Here is a 15,582-nt window from a genome sequence, read left to right on the forward strand (position 1 = left end):
TACGGCAGGTGTGCGGTAGCTCACTCCTCAGCAGCGCCGTCGGCCACACGGCACCCGGGCGGCCGCCCCGGTGGCTCCGCCCCGGCCGCCGCCCGCCCTCGCACCCACCGGTGCTCAGGCCGGGCGCAGGTGCACGATGTCCCCCGCTCCCACCGGCTCCTGCATCCCGTTCTCCGTCGCCAGGACGAGGCGGCCGTCGCCGTCGATCGCCACGGCCTCTCCGGTGACGGACCGGTCGCCGGGCAGTTCCGCCCGTACGAACCGGCCCAGCGTCGCGCAGCCGGCCGCGTAGATCTCCTGGAGGCCGCTCGCCACCGGGTCGCCCAGCGCGGAGCGCCACCGGCCGTACTGGTCCTCGAGGGAGCGCAGCACCGCACGCAGCAGGGGGTCCCGGTCCGTGCCGCGGGCTCCCGCGAGGACCAGGGAGCCCGCCGTGGGGACCGGCAGCTCGTTCTCACGGAGCGTGACGTTGATGCCGATGCCGACGACCACGCCGTCGTCCCCGGCGCGCTCGGCGAGGATCCCGCCGGTCTTGCGCTCCTCGTCGCCCACGGTGACCAGGAGGTCGTTGGGCCATTTGAGTGCCGTGTCCACGCCCGCGGCCCGCGCGAGCCCCGTCGCCACGGCCACGCCGGCCAGCAGCGGCAGCCAGCCCCAGCGGGCGACGGGCACCTCGGCGGGCCTCAGCAGAACGGAGAAGAACAGTCCGGAGCGGGGCGGGGCGGTCCAGGTGCGGTCCAGTCGCCCACGCCCGGCGTTCTGCTCCTCGGCGACCAGCACGGTGCCCTCGGCGGCCTCGCCGGACGCGGCGAGTGCGACGAGGTCGGAGTTGGTGGACCCGGTGCGCTGCACCACCTCGAGCCGCGTCCACAGCGCGCCCTCCCGCACCAGCGCCCGGCGCAGCGCGTCGGCGTTCAGAGGGGGGCGCTCCAGGTCCGACCAGCGGCTGCCGCCGCCGAAGGGGCCGCTCGACCGGTCGTTCGCGTCTGAGGCATCTCGGGGCATCATGCAAGCCACCCTAGGTGTGGTCAACGCCGCACTGCCGATCGGTAGGCACACCACTACGCTACGGATGAGTAACCGTTCGTTCTTCTGAGCATTCTCGTACCACTCACTCTCACGTCCCCACTGAGCAGGCAGGGAGCCGCATCCCGATGTCCGAGCCGGAAGAGATCGACATTCACACGACCGCGGGCAAGCTCGCGGACCTGCAGCGCCGTGTGCAGGAGGCGACGCATGCCGGCTCGGAGCGTGCCGTGGAGAAGCAGCACGCCAAGGGCAAGCTGACGGCCCGTGAACGGATCCTGCTGCTGCTGGACGAGGACTCCTTCGTCGAACTCGACGAGTTCGCCCGCCACCGCTCCACCAACTTCGGCCTGGAACACAACCGCCCCTACGGAGACGGCGTCGTCACCGGCTACGGCACCCTCGACGGCCGCCCCGTCGCCGTGTTCTCCCAGGACTTCACCGTCTTCGGCGGCGCCCTCGGCGAGGTCTACGGACAGAAGATCGTCAAAGTCATGGACTTCGCCCTCAAGACCGGCTGCCCCGTCATCGGCATCAACGACTCCGGCGGCGCCCGCATCCAGGAAGGCGTCGCCTCCCTCGGCGCCTACGGCGAGATCTTCCGCCGCAACACCCACGCCTCCGGCGTCATCCCCCAGATCAGCCTCGTCGTCGGCCCCTGCGCAGGCGGCGCCGTCTACTCCCCCGCCATCACCGACTTCACCGTCATGGTCGACCAGACCTCCCACATGTTCATCACCGGCCCCGACGTCATCAAGACCGTCACCGGCGAAGACGTCGGCTTCGAGGAACTCGGCGGCGCCCGCACCCACAACACCGCCTCCGGCGTCGCCCACCACATGGCCGGCGACGAGAAGGACGCCATCGACTACGTCAAACAACTGCTGTCCTACCTGCCCTCCAACAACCTCTCCGAGCCCCCCGCCTACACCGAGGAAGCCGACCTCACCGTCACCGACGAGGACCGCGAACTCGACACCCTCGTCCCCGACAGCGCCAACCAGCCCTACGACATGCACACGGTGATCGAACACATCCTGGACGACACCGAATTCTTCGAGACCCAGCCCCTGTTCGCCCCGAACATCCTCACCGGCTTCGGCCGCGTCGAAGGCCACCCCGTCGGCATCGTCGCCAACCAGCCCATGCAGTACGCCGGCTGCCTCGACATCAACGCCTCCGAAAAAGCCGCCCGCTTCGTCCGCACCTGCGACGCCTTCAACGTCCCCGTCATCACCTTCGTCGACGTCCCCGGCTTCCTCCCCGGCGTCGACCAGGAACACACCGGCATCATCCGCCGCGGCGCCAAACTCATCTACGCCTACGCCGAAGCCACCGTCCCCCTCATCACCGTCATCACCCGCAAAGCCTTCGGCGGCGCCTACGACGTCATGGGCTCCAAACACCTCGGCGCCGACCTCAACCTCGCCTGGCCCACCGCCCAGATCGCCGTCATGGGCGCCCAGGGCGCCGTCAACATCCTCCACCGCCGCACCATCGCCGAAGCCGACGACCCCGACACCACCCGCACCCGCCTCATCCAGGAATACGAGGACACCCTCCTCAACCCCTACATCGCCGCCGAACGCGGCTACATCGACGCCGTCATCACCCCCTCCGACACCCGCCGCCACATCACCCGCGGCCTGCGCCAACTCCGCACCAAACGCGAAACCCTGCCCCCCAAGAAACACGGCAACATCCCCCTCTGACCCCCCACCCCACCCCACCCCAGGGACACGACATGACGATCAAAGTCGTACGGGGCAACCCCACCCCCGAGGAGCTCGCCGCCGCACTCGCGGTCGTCCGAGCCCGCGCCGCGGCGGCAACCACACCACCGCCCGGCGCGGCACGGCAGCGCGACTCCTGGGCGGACCCGTCCCGTATCGCCGCCCACCGGCTCCCCCAGCCGGGGCCGACGGCGTGGAGCCGCACGTACTGGCCCTAGGCCACGCCTCGTCCCTTCCACGGGCCGGTCGCGCAGCGCCGGACCGGCCCGCCGGGGGGGCGAGCGGCCCCTCGGCCAAGTTGAGTACGCGTACTCAGGCGCCGCAGCGGGTCACCGGCGCACGATCGAGGGCATGCTGTGGTCCGACCCCGAGAACGAACCGCCGGAAGAACTCCGCGACACACAGGAGATGTTGCGGCGGCTGGGGGTCCTCATGGCGCTGGCGATGGTGGTCGCGATGATCGTCATCGGCATCGGGTGAGGTGCGCCGATACGCTGAGCCCATGACCGATCAGCCGCGTCGCCGCCTAGTGCTCGCATCCCAGTCCCCCGCCCGGCTCGGACTGCTCCGGCAGGCCGGGCTCGATCCCGAGGTCGTCGTCAGCGGGGTCGACGAGGAGGCCGTCAGCGCCCCCACCCCCGCGGAACTCGCGCTCGCCCTGGCCGAGGCGAAGGCCTCCGTCGTGGCGGCCAAGCCCGAGATCAAGGGCGCTCTGGTGATCGGCTGCGACTCGGTGCTCGATCTGGACGGCCAGGCCCTCGGCAAGCCCGCGGACGCCGAGGAGGCCACGGCCCGCTGGAAGGCGATGCGCGGCCGGGCCGGCACGCTCCAGACCGGCCACTGCGTCTACGACACGATCAGCGGCCGGTACGCCTCCGCCACCGCGTCCACCGTGGTCCGCTTCGGGGAGCCCACGGACGAGGAGGTCGCCGCGTACGTCGCCTCCGGCGAACCCCTCTACGTCGCCGGGGCATTCACCCTCGACGGCCGTTCGGCGCCCTTCATCGACGGCATCGACGGCGACCACGGCAACGTCATCGGCATCTCGCTGCCGCTGGTCCGCCGGCTGCTGGCCGAACTGGGCGTCCGCATCACGGACCTGTGGGCGGCCCCGGCGGCCTGAGGGCCGGCCGGGGCGAGGCCGTCAGGGGGTGACGGGTGCGGGGCCGCCGTTCTCCGGGGTCCCGCCCTGCTCCGCGGCCCTGTGCGCGGTCCCCTCGTCACCGCCCGGCGCACCGTCCTCGGGCGGAGCGCCGGCCGCCCTCTCCGGACGGTCGTACGTCATGAGGGTGAGCAGGATGAGCCCGAACACCACCATCATGAACACGAACGCGCCCCAGCCCACCAGACCGACCGTGAAGGCGCCGAGCAGACCGTGCACCACGGCCGCGGTGATCAGAATGATGCGCCAGAAGCCGGAGGGCGAGCGGTCACGCAGGGCGACGAGCAGTGCGGCAACCCCGCACAGCGCGAAGTACAGCCCGAAGACGACACCCCCCGCCTTCGACGAGACGGACATCGTGTCGGGGTCGAGACCGGCGAGGGACATGTCCTGCCGATCCACCACGACCCCGAGGAACCAGTTCAGCAGTGCGATGCCTATCGCCTCCACGAAGAGAACGATCGCAACGAGCCATGCCACCGGTCTGCGGACCACCGGTCCCCACCCACCTTCGCGCGTGCTTGCGTGTTACTCGGAGTACGTTCGAGACATCGTGAACGCTACTAACGGGTAAACCTCGGGACAAGAGGTCCGGCAGGGGCAAAGATTCGTTGGGCCATTAGTAGGGACTCCACAAAGAAACACGACCCGTGGCAGGACTACTTCATAGAGACCTTGACCACATCTGAGGGCTAGGGTTTTCCGGTGGATTCCCATGTGCGGCGGTGCGACAAGGGTTTTCGCAGGTTGAGTGAGCCTGGTTTCACGCTCCGTGTGGGCAAGCTCACCACTGGGGACGGGTCGAAACGTCGTGTCGGCAGTCCCTAAACTCGGCTTGTTTCAAGGAGAGGGAGCCATCGTGCGCAAGGTGTTGATCGCCAACCGTGGCGAAATCGCTGTCCGTGTCGCCCGGGCCTGCCGTGACGCCGGGATCGCGAGCGTGGCCGTGTACGCCGACCCGGACCGGGACGCCCTGCACGTCCGAGCTGCGGACGAGGCGTTCGCCCTGGGCGGCGACACCCCCGCCACCAGCTACCTGGACATCGACAAGGTCCTCCAGGCCGCCAAGGACTCCGGCGCGGACGCCGTCCACCCCGGCTACGGGTTCCTCTCCGAGAACGCGCACTTCGCCCAGGCCGTGCTGGACGCCGGCCTGACCTGGATCGGCCCGCCGCCGCAGGCCATCCAGGACCTGGGTGACAAGGTCGCGGCCCGGCACATCGCCCAGCGCGCCGGCGCCCCCCTGGTGGCCGGCACCCCCGACCCGGTGTCCGGCGCCGACGAGGTCGTGGCCTTCGCCAAGGAGCACGGCCTGCCGATCGCCATCAAGGCCGCCTTCGGCGGTGGCGGGCGGGGCCTGAAGGTCGCCCGCAACCTCGAAGAGGTTCCCGAGCTGTACGAGTCCGCGGTCCGCGAGGCGGTCGCCGCCTTCGGTCGCGGCGAATGCTTCGTCGAGCGCTACCTGGACAAGCCCCGCCACGTCGAGACCCAGTGCCTGGCCGACAGTCACGGCAACGTGGTCGTGGTCTCGACCCGTGACTGCTCGCTGCAGCGCCGCCACCAGAAGCTGGTCGAGGAGGCCCCGGCGCCGTTCCTGAACGAGCAGCAGGTCGCCCAGCTCTACTCCGCGTCGAAGGCCATCCTCAAGGAGGCCGGATACGTCGGCGCGGGCACCGTGGAGTTCCTGGTCGGCGCCGACGGAACGATCTCCTTCCTCGAGGTCAACACCCGCCTCCAGGTCGAGCACCCGGTCACCGAGGAGGTCTCCGGCATCGACCTGGTCCGTGAGATGTTCCGCATCGCCGACGGTGAGGAGCTCGGCTACGGCGACCCCGAACTGCGCGGCCACTCCTTCGAGTTCCGCATCAACGGCGAGGACCCCGGCCGCAACTTCCTGCCCGCCCCCGGCACGGTCACCACCTTCGCCCCGCCCTCCGGACCCGGTGTGCGCCTGGACGCCGGCGTGGAGTCCGGCTCCGTGATCGGCCCGGCCTGGGACTCTCTGCTGGCCAAGCTGATCATCACCGGCCGGACCCGCAAGGAGGCCCTGGAGCGGGCCTCCCGCGCCCTCAACGAGTTCCAGGTCGAGGGCATGGCCACCGCGATCCCCTTCCACCGCGCGGTCGTCACCGACCCGGCCTTCGCCCCCGAACTGACCGGCTCCGGAGATCCCTTCACCGTGCACACCCGGTGGATCGAGACCGAGTTCGTCAACGAGATCAAGCCGTTCGTCGCCGCCGCCGACACCGAGGCCGAGGAGGAGGCGGACCGCGAGACCGTCGTCGTCGAGGTCGGCGGCAAGCGTCTCGAGGTCTCGCTGCCCGCTTCCCTCGGGATGTCGCTGGCCCGCACCGGGCTCGCCGCCGGGGCCAAGCCGAAGCGGCGCGCGGCCAAGAAGTCCGGCCCGGTCGCCTCGGGCGACACCCTCGCCTCCCCCATGCAGGGCACCATCGTCAAGGTCGCCGTCGAGGAGGGCCAGGAGGTCAAGGAGGGCGACCTGGTCGTCGTCCTGGAGGCCATGAAGATGGAGCAGCCCCTCAACGCGCACAAGGCCGGCACCATCAAGGGCCTCAGCGCCGAGGTCGGCGCCTCCATCACCTCCGGCGCCGCCATCTGCGAGATCAAGGACTGACGCACACCGACGTCGACGAGGCGCCCAGCGGACCGCAGCAGCCGGCCGGCGGGGCGCCTCGGTGCTGTTCCGGGTCGCTGCCGCCGACGGTCGAAAAGAGCGTGGCGGAGGGCCACGGCCGTTCGTTCGAGGCGCCCATGAACCGTGTCTGCGTCATGTGCGCCGTTCGGACCGGTGCGCGGTGGGGCGGAGGCGGGCCGTGGGGACCGTCCGCGTGATGCCGGACCGGCTGTCACCGGGTGCCCGCGGGGCCGGGCACCGGTATCGCACCGCCGGTGAGGATGTTCGACGGGCCGGGACGAGGACCGTCCCCGACCCGCACGGCGGGCCCGACGCCCGCCGGGTCGCTATCGGCGGCGCAGGTCCGCCACGCGTGCGCGCTCTCCCGTGGGCGGCTCACCGAGAACCGTCGCGGTACGCAACTGCGGGCCGCCCTGGATCTGGCTGCGACGCGGGCCCGGCAGGGGCACGTCCCGGCGAGGCGGGCGCCCCGGGACCGCATCGCCCCCGGCCGAACCTCCGCCCGACGCCCCCGCGATCGCGACCTGCACCCCCTGATCGGCCAGGGCCTGCAGTTCGGTGGCCGCGCGGTCGTCGTGCGCGGGCGGCTCGTCCGTCACCAGCCGGGTGATCAGGTCCGTCGGCACCGTCTGGAACATCGTGTCCGTGCCGAGCTTGGTGTGGTCGGCGAGGACCACCACCTCCGCTGCCGCCTGCACCAGCGCGCGGTCGACGGACGCGGACAGCATGTTGGACGTGGACAGCCCGCGCTCGGCGGTGAGTCCGCTCCCGGACAGGAAGGCTCTGGAGACCCGGAGCCCCTGGAGCGACTGCTCCGCGCCACTGCCCACGAGGGCGTAGTTGGAGCCGCGCAGCGTGCCGCCGGTCATCACGACCTCGACGCGGTTGGCGTGCGCCAGGGCCTGGGCCACCAGCAGCGAGTTGGTGACGACGGTCAGCCCGGGCACCCGTGCGAGCCGGCGGGCCAGCTCCTGGGTGGTGGTTCCCGCCCCGACCACGATGGCTTCGCCCTCTTCGACGAGGCCCGCGGCGAGATCGGCGATGGCCGTCTTCTCGGCGGTCGCGAGATGTGACTTCTGCGGAAAGCCGGACTCCCGCGTGAACCCGCCCGGCAAGACCGCACCGCCGTGCCGGCGGTCGAGGAGTCCTTCTGCCTCCAGTGCGCGCACGTCCCGCCGTACGGTCACTTCGGAGGTCTGGACGACGCGGGCGAGCTCACGGAGCGACACGGCCCCGTTCGCTCGCACCATTTCGAGGATCAATTGACGACGTTCTGCAGCGAACACGAAACTGACAGTAACCCCAACGACCGTCTGCTTTCAGCAGTTTGCGCCGAATAACAGAAGTTGTTCGCACGGCGGGGCGGAAGGTGGTATACGTGCCTACTCTTTCCGCCTATGCCGCACGCATCGTCGGACACGCCCCGTGACCGGCGGTGGGACCTGCTCCGGACGGCCGGCGCCCGGGTGCGGCCGTCAGGCCTCGGCGCCCGCCTTGCGGGTGTGCAACTGCCGTGCCACCTCGGCGATCGAGCCCGACAGCGACGGGTACACGGTGAAGGCGTTGGCGATCTGCTCGACCGTCAGATTGTTGTCGACGGCGATCGAGATGGGATGGATCAGCTCGGAGGCGCGCGGCGCGACGACCACTCCGCCGACGACGATCTCGGTGCCCGGGCGGCAGAAGATCTTGACGAACCCGTCGCGGATGCCCTGCATCTTGGCGCGGGGGTTGCGCAGCAGCGGCAGCTTGACGACCTTGGCGTCGATCTTCCCGGCGTCCACGTCGGCCTGGGTGTAACCGACGGTGGCGATCTCGGGGTCGGTGAAGACGTTCGAGGAGACGGTCTTCAGGTTGAGGGGGGTCACCGCGTCGCCCAGGAAGTGGTACATGGCGATGCGTCCCTGCATGGCGGCGACGGACGCGAGGGCGAAGACGCCGGTCACGTCACCGGCCGCGTAGACACCGGGGGCGGTCGTGCGGGAGACCTTGTCGGTCCAGATGTGCCCGGACTCGCGCAGCTTGACCCCGGCCTCCTCCAGGCCCATCCCGCTGCTGTTGGGGACGGCGCCCACGGCCATGAGGCAGTGCGAGCCGGTGATCACGCGCCCGTCGGAGAGCGTGACCTCCACCCGGTCGCCGACGCGCTTGGCGGACTGCGCGCGCGAGCGGGCCATGACGTTCATCCCGCGGCGGCGGAAGACGTCCTCGAGGACGGCGGCGGCGTCCGGGTCCTCGCCGGGCAGCACCCGGTCGCGCGACGAGACGAGGGTGACCTTCGACCCGAGGGCCTGGTAGGCGCCGGCGAACTCGGCACCGGTGACACCGGATCCGACGACGATGAGTTCCTCGGGCAGCTCGTCGAGGTCGTAGACCTGGGTCCAGTTGAGGATCCGCTCGCCGTCGGGCTGTGCGTCGGGCAGCTCACGCGGGTGACCGCCGGTGGCGATGAGCACCGCGTCGGCGGTGAGGGTCTCCTCGCTGCCGTCCGCGGCCCGTACGACGACCTTGCGCGAGCCGTCCAGGGCCTGCATGCCCTCCAGCCGGCCGCGCCCCCGCAGGACCCGGGCACCGGCACGCGTGACGGATGCGGTGATGTCGTGGGACTGGGCGAGCGCGAGCCGCTTCACCCGTCGGTTGACCTTCCCGAGGTCGACCCCGACGACCCGGGCGGCCCGCTCCAGGGGCGGGGTGTCGTCGGCGACGATGATGCCGAGCTCCTCGTACGACGAGTCGAAGGTGGTCATCACCTCGGCCGTCGCGATGAGCGTCTTCGACGGCACACAGTCGGTGAGCACCGACGCCCCGCCCAGACCGTCGCAGTCGACGACGGTCACCTCCGCGCCGAGCTGCGCGGCCACCAGCGCCGCTTCATATCCGCCGGGTCCGCCACCGATGATCACGATCCGAGTCACGTACTCCATTGTCCCGCACCCTTCGGATGCCGCTCCCCCGGGGGCCGCGCGGTGCTCCGGCCGTTACGCAAGAGGCGGGCGGGGTGCTGTCGTACCCTCGACAGCATGTCGCTCTACGCCGCGTACGCCGGCAACCTCGATGCGCGGCTGATGACCCGCCGCGCACCCCACTCGCCGCTACGCGCCACAGGTTGGCTCAACGGCTGGCGGCTGACCTTCGGGGGCGAGCACATGGGCTGGGAGGGTGCTCTCGCGACGATCGTCGAGGACCCGCTCACACAGGTCTTCGTCGCGCTGTACGACGTCGCGCCCATGGACGAGGAGTCCATGGACCGCTGGGAGAGCGTGGGCCTGGAGGTCTACCGCCGGCTGCGCGTGCGCGTCCATACGCTGGACGGCGAGGAGATGGCCTGGACCTACGTCCTCAACGGCTACGAAGGGGGGCTGCCGTCCGCACGGTACCTGGGCGAGATCGCGGACGCCGCGGAGTCGGCCGGGGCGCCGCACGACTATGTGATGGAGCTGCGCAAGAGGCCCTGCTGAGCGCGGATCCGGCCCGTAGAATCGGACCGATCGACGCACGAACGGAAGAGCGTGCCATGGCCCCCATCGCCACGTACGACGTCTACTACACCGAGCAGGCCGCCGCGGCCCGCGACCGGCTCGACGACCAGCAGCGCCCGGCGTTCGACAAGGGCATCGCCCTCCTGGCCCGCGACCCCTTCCTTCCCGTGTCCCGCCCCATAGGTTCCACCGGGGACGACCGCACCGTCCGCCTCACGCAGAACATCCTGGTGGAGTACACGGTCAGCCGGGGCCGGCTGCTGATCTTCATCGTCGAGGTCTTCAACGACAAGGACGTCCTCGTCACGGACTGAGGGACCCCGGGGCCCTGGGGCGATCCCACCGGGCCGAGCGCGCGACGCCTCGTCGGAAACGACAAGACAACGATCGCATTCCCGTGACCTCCATCATCTACGCGCGTAGGCCCGGACCGGCTACCCTCTTGCGCGTGAACGCATCTCTTCTTCCGGACGACATCCAGGGCGACCCCTACGCCGCCGCCGACGCCGCCGCCGCACGGCTGCGTGAGCTGACGGGTGCCGAGACCCATGACGTCGCCCTCGTGATGGGCTCCGGGTGGGCCCCGGCCGTCGACGCCCTCGGCGAGGCCGACGCGGAGTTCCACGTCACCGAGCTGCCCGGCTTCCCGCCCCCGGCCGTCGAGGGCCACGGCGGCAAGATCCGTTCGTACCGGATCGGTGAAAAGCGCGCCCTGGTCTTCCTCGGCCGTACGCACTACTACGAGGGTCGCGGTGTCGCCGCCGTCGCGCACGGTGTCCGCACCGCCGTCGCCGCCGGCGCCAAGACCATCGTGCTCACGAACGGCTGTGGTGGCCTGCGGGAGACCATGCGTCCCGGGCAGCCGGTCCTGATCAGCGACCACATCAACCTGACCGCGACCTCCCCGATCGTCGGCGCCAACTTCGTCGACCTGACGGATCTGTACTCCCCGCGCCTGCGCACGCTGTGCAAGGAGATCGACCCCTCCCTCGAGGAGGGCGTCTACGCGCAGTTCACCGGCCCGCACTACGAGACCCCGGCGGAGATCCGCATGGCCCGTGCCATCGGCGCGGACCTGGTCGGCATGTCCACGGTCCTCGAGGCGATCGCCGCGCGCGAGGCGGGGGCCGAGGTCCTCGGAATCTCCCTGGTCACCAATCTCGCCGCCGGTATGACGGGCGAACCGCTGAACCACGAAGAGGTGCTCCAGGCGGGCCGGGACAGCGCCACGCGCATGGGAGCGCTGCTCGCCCAGGTGCTGAACCGGCTGTAGGGCGCCGCCCCGAACCGGCGGGCGCCCCGGGGTGGTCGCGCCAGGCCCGGACCGGGGTGCGCCGGACGGTGCCGACCGCGCCGAGCGGTGCTGGACTGGACGCGGACGCATGACGCCCGCAGCGGCCCCGGCGCCCCGCCCACCGGACGACTTCCCCGGACGGGGCGAGGACACCTTCGAGGAGCCCGCACGGGGGTCGGGCGGCGCGCGGCCACCGCACGAACACACAACGAGAGGTTGACCCGACGTGCACGACGAACTCATCGCACGGGCCAAGGCGTGGCTGGCCGAGGACCCCGACGCGGAGACCCGTGAGGAGCTCGCCAAGCTCATCGACGCCGAGGATCACGCCGAGCTCGCCGCGCGCTTCAGCGGCACCCTCCAGTTCGGCACGGCCGGTCTCCGCGGCGAACTCGGCGCCGGCCCCATGCGCATGAACCGTGCCGTGGTCATCCGCGCGGCCGCCGGTCTCGCCGCGTACCTCACGGCCGAGGGGCAGTCGGGCGGGCTCGTCGTCATCGGCTACGACGCCCGCCACAAGTCCGCCGACTTCGCCCGGGACACCGCGGCCGTCGTCACGGGCGCGGGCCTGCGCGCGGCCCTCCTTCCGCGCCCCCTGCCCACGCCCGTCCTCGCGTTCGCCATCAGGCACCTCGGCGCGGTCGCCGGGGTGGAGGTCACGGCCAGCCACAACCCGCCCCGCGACAACGGCTACAAGGTCTACCTCGGCGACGGTTCCCAGATCGTGCCGCCCGCCGACGCCGGGATCGCGGCCGAGATCGACGCGATCGGCAGCCTCACCGCGGTCCCCCGCCCGGACAGCGGCTGGGAGGTCCTCGACGACAGCGTCCTGGAGGCCTACCTCGCCCGCACGGACGCCGTCCTCGCCGAGGGCTCCCCGCGGACCGCGCGCACCGTCTACACGGCGATGCACGGCGTCGGCAAGGACGTACTGCTCGCCGCCTTCGCCCGGGCCGGCTTCCCCGTCCCGGCCCTCGTCGCCGAGCAGGCCGAACCGGACCCGGACTTCCCGACCGTCGCCTTCCCGAACCCGGAAGAGCCCGGCGCCATGGACCTCGCCTTCGCGAAGGCCCGCGAGACGGACCCCGACCTCGTCATCGCCAACGACCCCGACGCCGACCGCTGCGCCGTGGCGGTCAAGGACGGCGAGGACTGGCGCATGCTCCGGGGCGACGAGGTGGGCGCCCTCCTCGGTGCGCACCTCGTGCGCGGCGGAGCCACCGGCACCCTCGCGGAGTCGATCGTGTCCTCCTCGCTCCTGCGCCGTATCGCCGAGAAGGCGGGCCTGCCGTTCGTGGAGACCCTCACCGGCTTCAAGTGGATCGCCCGCGCCGAGGGCCTGCGCTACGGCTACGAGGAGGCGCTCGGCTACTGCGTCGACCCCGCGGGCGTGCGCGACAAGGACGGCATCACCGCCGCGCTCCTGGCCACCGAACTGGCCTCGGTGCTGAAGGAGGAGGGCCGCACGCTCCTCGACCTCCTCGACGACCTGGCCGTGGAGCACGGTCTGCACGCCACGGACCAGCTCTCGGTCCGGGTCGAGGACCTGTCGGTCATCGCGGACGCGATGCGGCGCCTGCGCGAGCAGCCGCCGGTGCGGCTCGGCGGTCTGCCGGTGACGACGGCCGAGGACCTGACGCGGGGCACGGCGTCGCTCCCGCCGACCGACGGGCTGCGGTACACCCTCGACGGCGCCCGGGTCGTCGTCCGGCCGAGCGGCACCGAGCCGAAGCTCAAGTGCTATCTGGAGGTCGTCGTGCCGGTCGGCTCCCGTGCGGAGCTCGGCGCCGCGCGGGCCAGGGCCGTGGAACTCCTCGGTGCCGTCAAGCGGGATCTCGCGGCGGCCGCGGGGATCTGAGACCGCGGACGCGAGGCGACCGCCGCCGGTACCGGAGCCCCGTCGCTCGACCGACGGCCTCCGATCCCCCGGCGGGCGCCTCTCGCACGGCACTTGCAAGGCCGCGATCTTCGACCCGCGGACCCGGACGCTGACGGGCCTGCGCCGCGGCTCGGTGGCCATATCGGTGACGAACGGCTCGACGCGCGCCTACGCGGACGAGAGCTCGCACGCACCGATCACGACCTCGAATGCCATCCAGGTCGTGCCGGGCTCGCACCACTGACAGCCGTGCGACCGTTGTGAATCGGCTCCCGCGCCGTCCGGCGCGGGAGCCCATCGGACATGCCGAGGGCCGGCACCCGGGTGCCGGCCCTCGGCATGTCCGGCCCCGGCGCCGCCATGCCGTTCCTCGCACCGGAGCGCCCGGCCGGACACCGGCACCCCCGTGAGCACGGCCCGAACGCGGAGAACAGAAGCCACGGCCGCCCAGCCGCGGGTTCCCCGGACCACCACCCGTCGGCGCCCCCGGGCGCCCGCGGCCTCGCCGTCCGGGTCCGGACACGGACCCGGAGGCAGTCGCCGTCAGCCGATCGCCAGCAGAACCGCCAGCAGGACCGCGCCGGCCACCGCCGGGCCGATGATCTCGTACGCCCAGCGGACGCTCGGTTCGCCCTGGGCGCGCTCGGACGCGCCATGGGTCTCGAACAGTTCCCTCAGTTCGTCCATGACCTGGTCGGTCTGGGCGCGGGTGGGCCTGTCCGGGACGGCCGAGGACCGCCCGCGCGAACGGCCGCCCGACGCCGCGCCGGCCGCACGCGCGGCGGCCATGCTCTGCTGCCGCGCCGCCTTCTTGCGGGCGCGCAGCGAGACGGGAATCGCCCACAGCTGGAACTTGGTACCGGACGTGGCGACGACCTCGTTCGAGTAGCCGGACTGGAGCGACGCCACCGAACCCCAGGGCAGCACGATCACCCGGAGCGGGTTGCGGATGCGCAGCCGCTCGTCGTTCGCGAAGACGGCCGGTCGCACGGTGAAGGCGGCGAACGTCGGCAGCACCAGGATCAAGGCGGCCAGCGCCAGCCAGGGTGTGCGGCCGTGGGCGGAGACCAGCGCGTCGATGCCGAGCCAGAGCGCGATGGCGAGCAGCAGCACACCGGCCGCGATGCCGGCAGGCGACCGGTAGACACGGTCCCGGGACTCGGGTGCCGAGTGGTCCGGCGCGGGCGGCTGGTGTTCCGGGGTCGTCATGGAACCGATTCTGCCCGACGGTCACCCCGTACCCCCCGGCCGGTCCCGGGCGCGGCACGACATGATGCGGGCCCGTGTCCGGTCCGTATCCGGGACCTCGGGGGGCTGTACAGCCGCTACGCGCGTAGATATGCTCGGCTGGTGACCATGCCCACCTCTGCACCCTCCCCCGAAGCCTCGGCCCCGCGCCAGCAGGGTGGTACCCCCACCGCCCTGGCGGACGTCACCGCGTCCGACAGCACGCTGCGCCGGTTCCTGCACGGGCTGCCCGGCGTCGACACGGTCGGCCTGGAGGCGCGCGCCGCCTCGCTCGGCACCCGTTCCATCAAGACCACCGCGAAGGCGTACGCCATCGACCTCGCCATCTCGATGGTCGACCTGACGACGCTGGAAGGCGCGGACACCCCGGGCAAGGTCCGGGCGCTCGGCGCCAAGGCGGTCCACCCCGATCCGACGGACCGCACGACCCCCACGACCGCGGCCGTCTGCGTCTATCCCGACATGGTGGCCGTCGCGAAGGAGGCCGTCGCGGGCTCCGGTGTGAAGGTCGCGTCCGTCGCCACCGCCTTCCCGGCGGGCCGCGCCGCGCTCGACGTGAAGCTGGCCGACGTGCGCGAGGCCGTGGCGGCGGGTGCGGACGAGATCGACATGGTCATCGACCGCGGGGCGTTCCTCGCGGGCAGGTACATGAAGGTGTACGACGAGATCGTCGCCGTGAAGGAGGCCTGCGGGACCTCCGCCCGGCTGAAGGTCATCTTCGAGACCGGCGAGCTGTCGACGTATGACAACATCCGTCGGGCGAGCTGGCTCGGCATGCTTGCCGGAGCCGACTTCATCAAGACCTCGACCGGCAAGGTTGCGGTGAACGCCACGCCCGCGAACACCCTCCTCATGCTGGAGGCCGTCCGCGACTTCCGCGCGCAGACCGGGGTCCAGGTCGGTGTGAAGCCGGCCGGCGGCATCCGCACCTCGAAGGACGCCGTCAAGTTCCTGGTCCTGGTCAACGAGACGGCGGGCGAGGACTGGCTGGACAACCACTGGTTCCGCTTCGGCGCCTCCTCCCTCCTGAACGACCTGCTGATGCAGCGCCAGAAGCTGGCCACCGGCCGCTACTCCGGTCCCGACTACGTGACGGTGGACTGATCCT

15 protein-coding genes are annotated in these 15,582 nt (G+C 71.6%); 10 read left to right on the top strand and 5 right to left on the bottom strand.

Annotation, left to right across the window (positions count from 1 at the left end):
* Positions 1 to 114: 114 nt before the first annotated feature.
* Positions 115 to 1,008, bottom strand: a complete 894-nt coding sequence (locus tag RCR19_RS14445) for a biotin--[acetyl-CoA-carboxylase] ligase (protein WP_331265532.1) — start codon at positions 1,006 to 1,008, stop codon at positions 115 to 117.
* Positions 1,009 to 1,154: 146 nt separating this feature from the next.
* Here RCR19_RS14445 and RCR19_RS14450 point away from each other — a divergent pair, with 146 nt between their 5' ends.
* The 4 genes from RCR19_RS14450 (at position 1,155) to RCR19_RS14465 (ending at position 3,882) form a co-directional block, all read left to right on the top strand.
* On the top strand, positions 1,155 to 2,738 hold the full coding sequence (locus tag RCR19_RS14450; RefSeq protein ID WP_115976142.1) for an acyl-CoA carboxylase subunit beta: 1,584 nt from the start codon (positions 1,155 to 1,157) through the stop codon (positions 2,736 to 2,738).
* 32 nt (positions 2,739 to 2,770) lie between these two features.
* Positions 2,771 to 2,977: an acyl-CoA carboxylase epsilon subunit gene (locus RCR19_RS14455; protein ID WP_331265533.1), complete on the top strand. Its 207-nt coding sequence runs from the start codon at positions 2,771 to 2,773 to the stop codon at positions 2,975 to 2,977.
* 133 nt (positions 2,978 to 3,110) lie between these two features.
* Positions 3,111 to 3,239 carry a hypothetical protein gene (locus tag RCR19_RS14460; protein ID WP_107116625.1) on the top strand — a complete coding sequence of 43 codons (129 nt, stop codon included), beginning with the start codon at positions 3,111 to 3,113 and terminating at the stop codon, positions 3,237 to 3,239.
* 22 nt (positions 3,240 to 3,261) lie between these two features.
* On the top strand, positions 3,262 to 3,882 hold the full coding sequence (locus RCR19_RS14465; protein ID WP_331265534.1) for a nucleoside triphosphate pyrophosphatase: 621 nt from the start codon (positions 3,262 to 3,264) through the stop codon (positions 3,880 to 3,882).
* Positions 3,883 to 3,903: 21 nt separating this feature from the next.
* On the opposite strand, the gene RCR19_RS14470 is transcribed toward RCR19_RS14465, so the two are convergent.
* Positions 3,904 to 4,416 (bottom strand): hypothetical protein, encoded by a 513-nt coding sequence (locus tag RCR19_RS14470; RefSeq protein WP_331265535.1) that lies wholly within the window; start codon positions 4,414 to 4,416, stop codon positions 3,904 to 3,906.
* A 364-nt stretch (positions 4,417 to 4,780) separates the two neighbouring features.
* On the opposite strand from RCR19_RS14470, the gene RCR19_RS14475 reads away from it, so the two are divergent.
* Complete coding sequence (locus tag RCR19_RS14475; protein WP_331265536.1) at positions 4,781 to 6,553, top strand: biotin carboxylase N-terminal domain-containing protein; 1,773 nt, start codon at positions 4,781 to 4,783, stop codon at positions 6,551 to 6,553.
* 347 nt (positions 6,554 to 6,900) lie between these two features.
* Here RCR19_RS14475 and RCR19_RS14480 read toward each other — a convergent pair whose 3' ends face one another.
* Positions 6,901 to 7,860 (bottom strand): DeoR/GlpR family DNA-binding transcription regulator, encoded by a 960-nt coding sequence (locus RCR19_RS14480; protein WP_331265537.1) that lies wholly within the window; start codon positions 7,858 to 7,860, stop codon positions 6,901 to 6,903.
* A 189-nt stretch (positions 7,861 to 8,049) separates the two neighbouring features.
* Positions 8,050 to 9,498, bottom strand: a complete 1,449-nt coding sequence (locus RCR19_RS14485; protein WP_331265538.1) for an NAD(P)H-quinone dehydrogenase — start codon at positions 9,496 to 9,498, stop codon at positions 8,050 to 8,052.
* A gap of 96 nt (positions 9,499 to 9,594) precedes the next feature.
* Here RCR19_RS14485 and RCR19_RS14490 point away from each other — a divergent pair, with 96 nt between their 5' ends.
* From RCR19_RS14490 to RCR19_RS14505, 4 genes are all read left to right on the top strand, one after another.
* Positions 9,595 to 10,032, top strand: coding sequence for a gamma-glutamylcyclotransferase (locus tag RCR19_RS14490; protein ID WP_331265539.1), 438 nt, complete (start codon positions 9,595 to 9,597; stop codon positions 10,030 to 10,032).
* Positions 10,033 to 10,088: 56 nt separating this feature from the next.
* Entirely contained in the window at positions 10,089 to 10,367 is a 279-nt protein-coding gene (locus RCR19_RS14495) for a hypothetical protein (protein WP_331265540.1), read from the top strand.
* Between the two features lie 134 nt (positions 10,368 to 10,501).
* Complete coding sequence (locus RCR19_RS14500; protein ID WP_059128535.1) at positions 10,502 to 11,326, top strand: purine-nucleoside phosphorylase; 825 nt, start codon at positions 10,502 to 10,504, stop codon at positions 11,324 to 11,326.
* 247 nt (positions 11,327 to 11,573) lie between these two features.
* Positions 11,574 to 13,205, top strand: a complete 1,632-nt coding sequence (locus tag RCR19_RS14505) for a phospho-sugar mutase (protein WP_331265541.1) — start codon at positions 11,574 to 11,576, stop codon at positions 13,203 to 13,205.
* A 564-nt stretch (positions 13,206 to 13,769) separates the two neighbouring features.
* Here RCR19_RS14505 and RCR19_RS14510 read toward each other — a convergent pair.
* Positions 13,770 to 14,435, bottom strand: a complete 666-nt coding sequence (locus RCR19_RS14510) for a PH domain-containing protein (protein WP_331265542.1) — start codon at positions 14,433 to 14,435, stop codon at positions 13,770 to 13,772.
* Positions 14,436 to 14,582: 147 nt separating this feature from the next.
* On the opposite strand from RCR19_RS14510, the gene deoC reads away from it, so the two are divergent.
* Positions 14,583 to 15,578, top strand: a complete 996-nt coding sequence (gene deoC, locus RCR19_RS14515; RefSeq protein WP_331269437.1) for a deoxyribose-phosphate aldolase — start codon at positions 14,583 to 14,585, stop codon at positions 15,576 to 15,578.
* Positions 15,579 to 15,582 lie beyond the last annotated feature (4 nt).

The organism is Streptomyces sp. WAC07094 (assembly GCF_036320405.1).
Lineage (GTDB): Bacteria > Actinomycetota > Actinomycetes > Streptomycetales > Streptomycetaceae > Streptomyces > Streptomyces lannensis.

Bases quoted from the DNA above. Each gene is read 5' to 3' on its own strand.
- RCR19_RS14510 (WP_331265542.1), bottom strand. From the start codon at position 14,435: ATGACGACCCCGGAACACCAGCCGCCCGCGCCGGACCACTCGGCACCC.
- RCR19_RS14465 (WP_331265534.1), top strand. From the start codon at position 3,262: ATGACCGATCAGCCGCGTCGCCGCCTAGTGCTCGCATCCCAGTCCCCC.
- RCR19_RS14460 (WP_107116625.1), top strand. From the start codon at position 3,111: ATGCTGTGGTCCGACCCCGAGAACGAACCGCCGGAAGAACTCCGCGAC.
- RCR19_RS14490 (WP_331265539.1), top strand. From the start codon at position 9,595: ATGTCGCTCTACGCCGCGTACGCCGGCAACCTCGATGCGCGGCTGATG.
- RCR19_RS14485 (WP_331265538.1), bottom strand. From the start codon at position 9,498: ATGGAGTACGTGACTCGGATCGTGATCATCGGTGGCGGACCCGGCGGA.
- RCR19_RS14445 (WP_331265532.1), bottom strand. From the start codon at position 1,008: ATGATGCCCCGAGATGCCTCAGACGCGAACGACCGGTCGAGCGGCCCC.
- deoC (WP_331269437.1), top strand. From the start codon at position 14,583: ATGCCCACCTCTGCACCCTCCCCCGAAGCCTCGGCCCCGCGCCAGCAG.
- RCR19_RS14495 (WP_331265540.1), top strand. From the start codon at position 10,089: ATGGCCCCCATCGCCACGTACGACGTCTACTACACCGAGCAGGCCGCC.
- RCR19_RS14455 (WP_331265533.1), top strand. From the start codon at position 2,771: ATGACGATCAAAGTCGTACGGGGCAACCCCACCCCCGAGGAGCTCGCC.
- RCR19_RS14450 (WP_115976142.1), top strand. From the start codon at position 1,155: ATGTCCGAGCCGGAAGAGATCGACATTCACACGACCGCGGGCAAGCTC.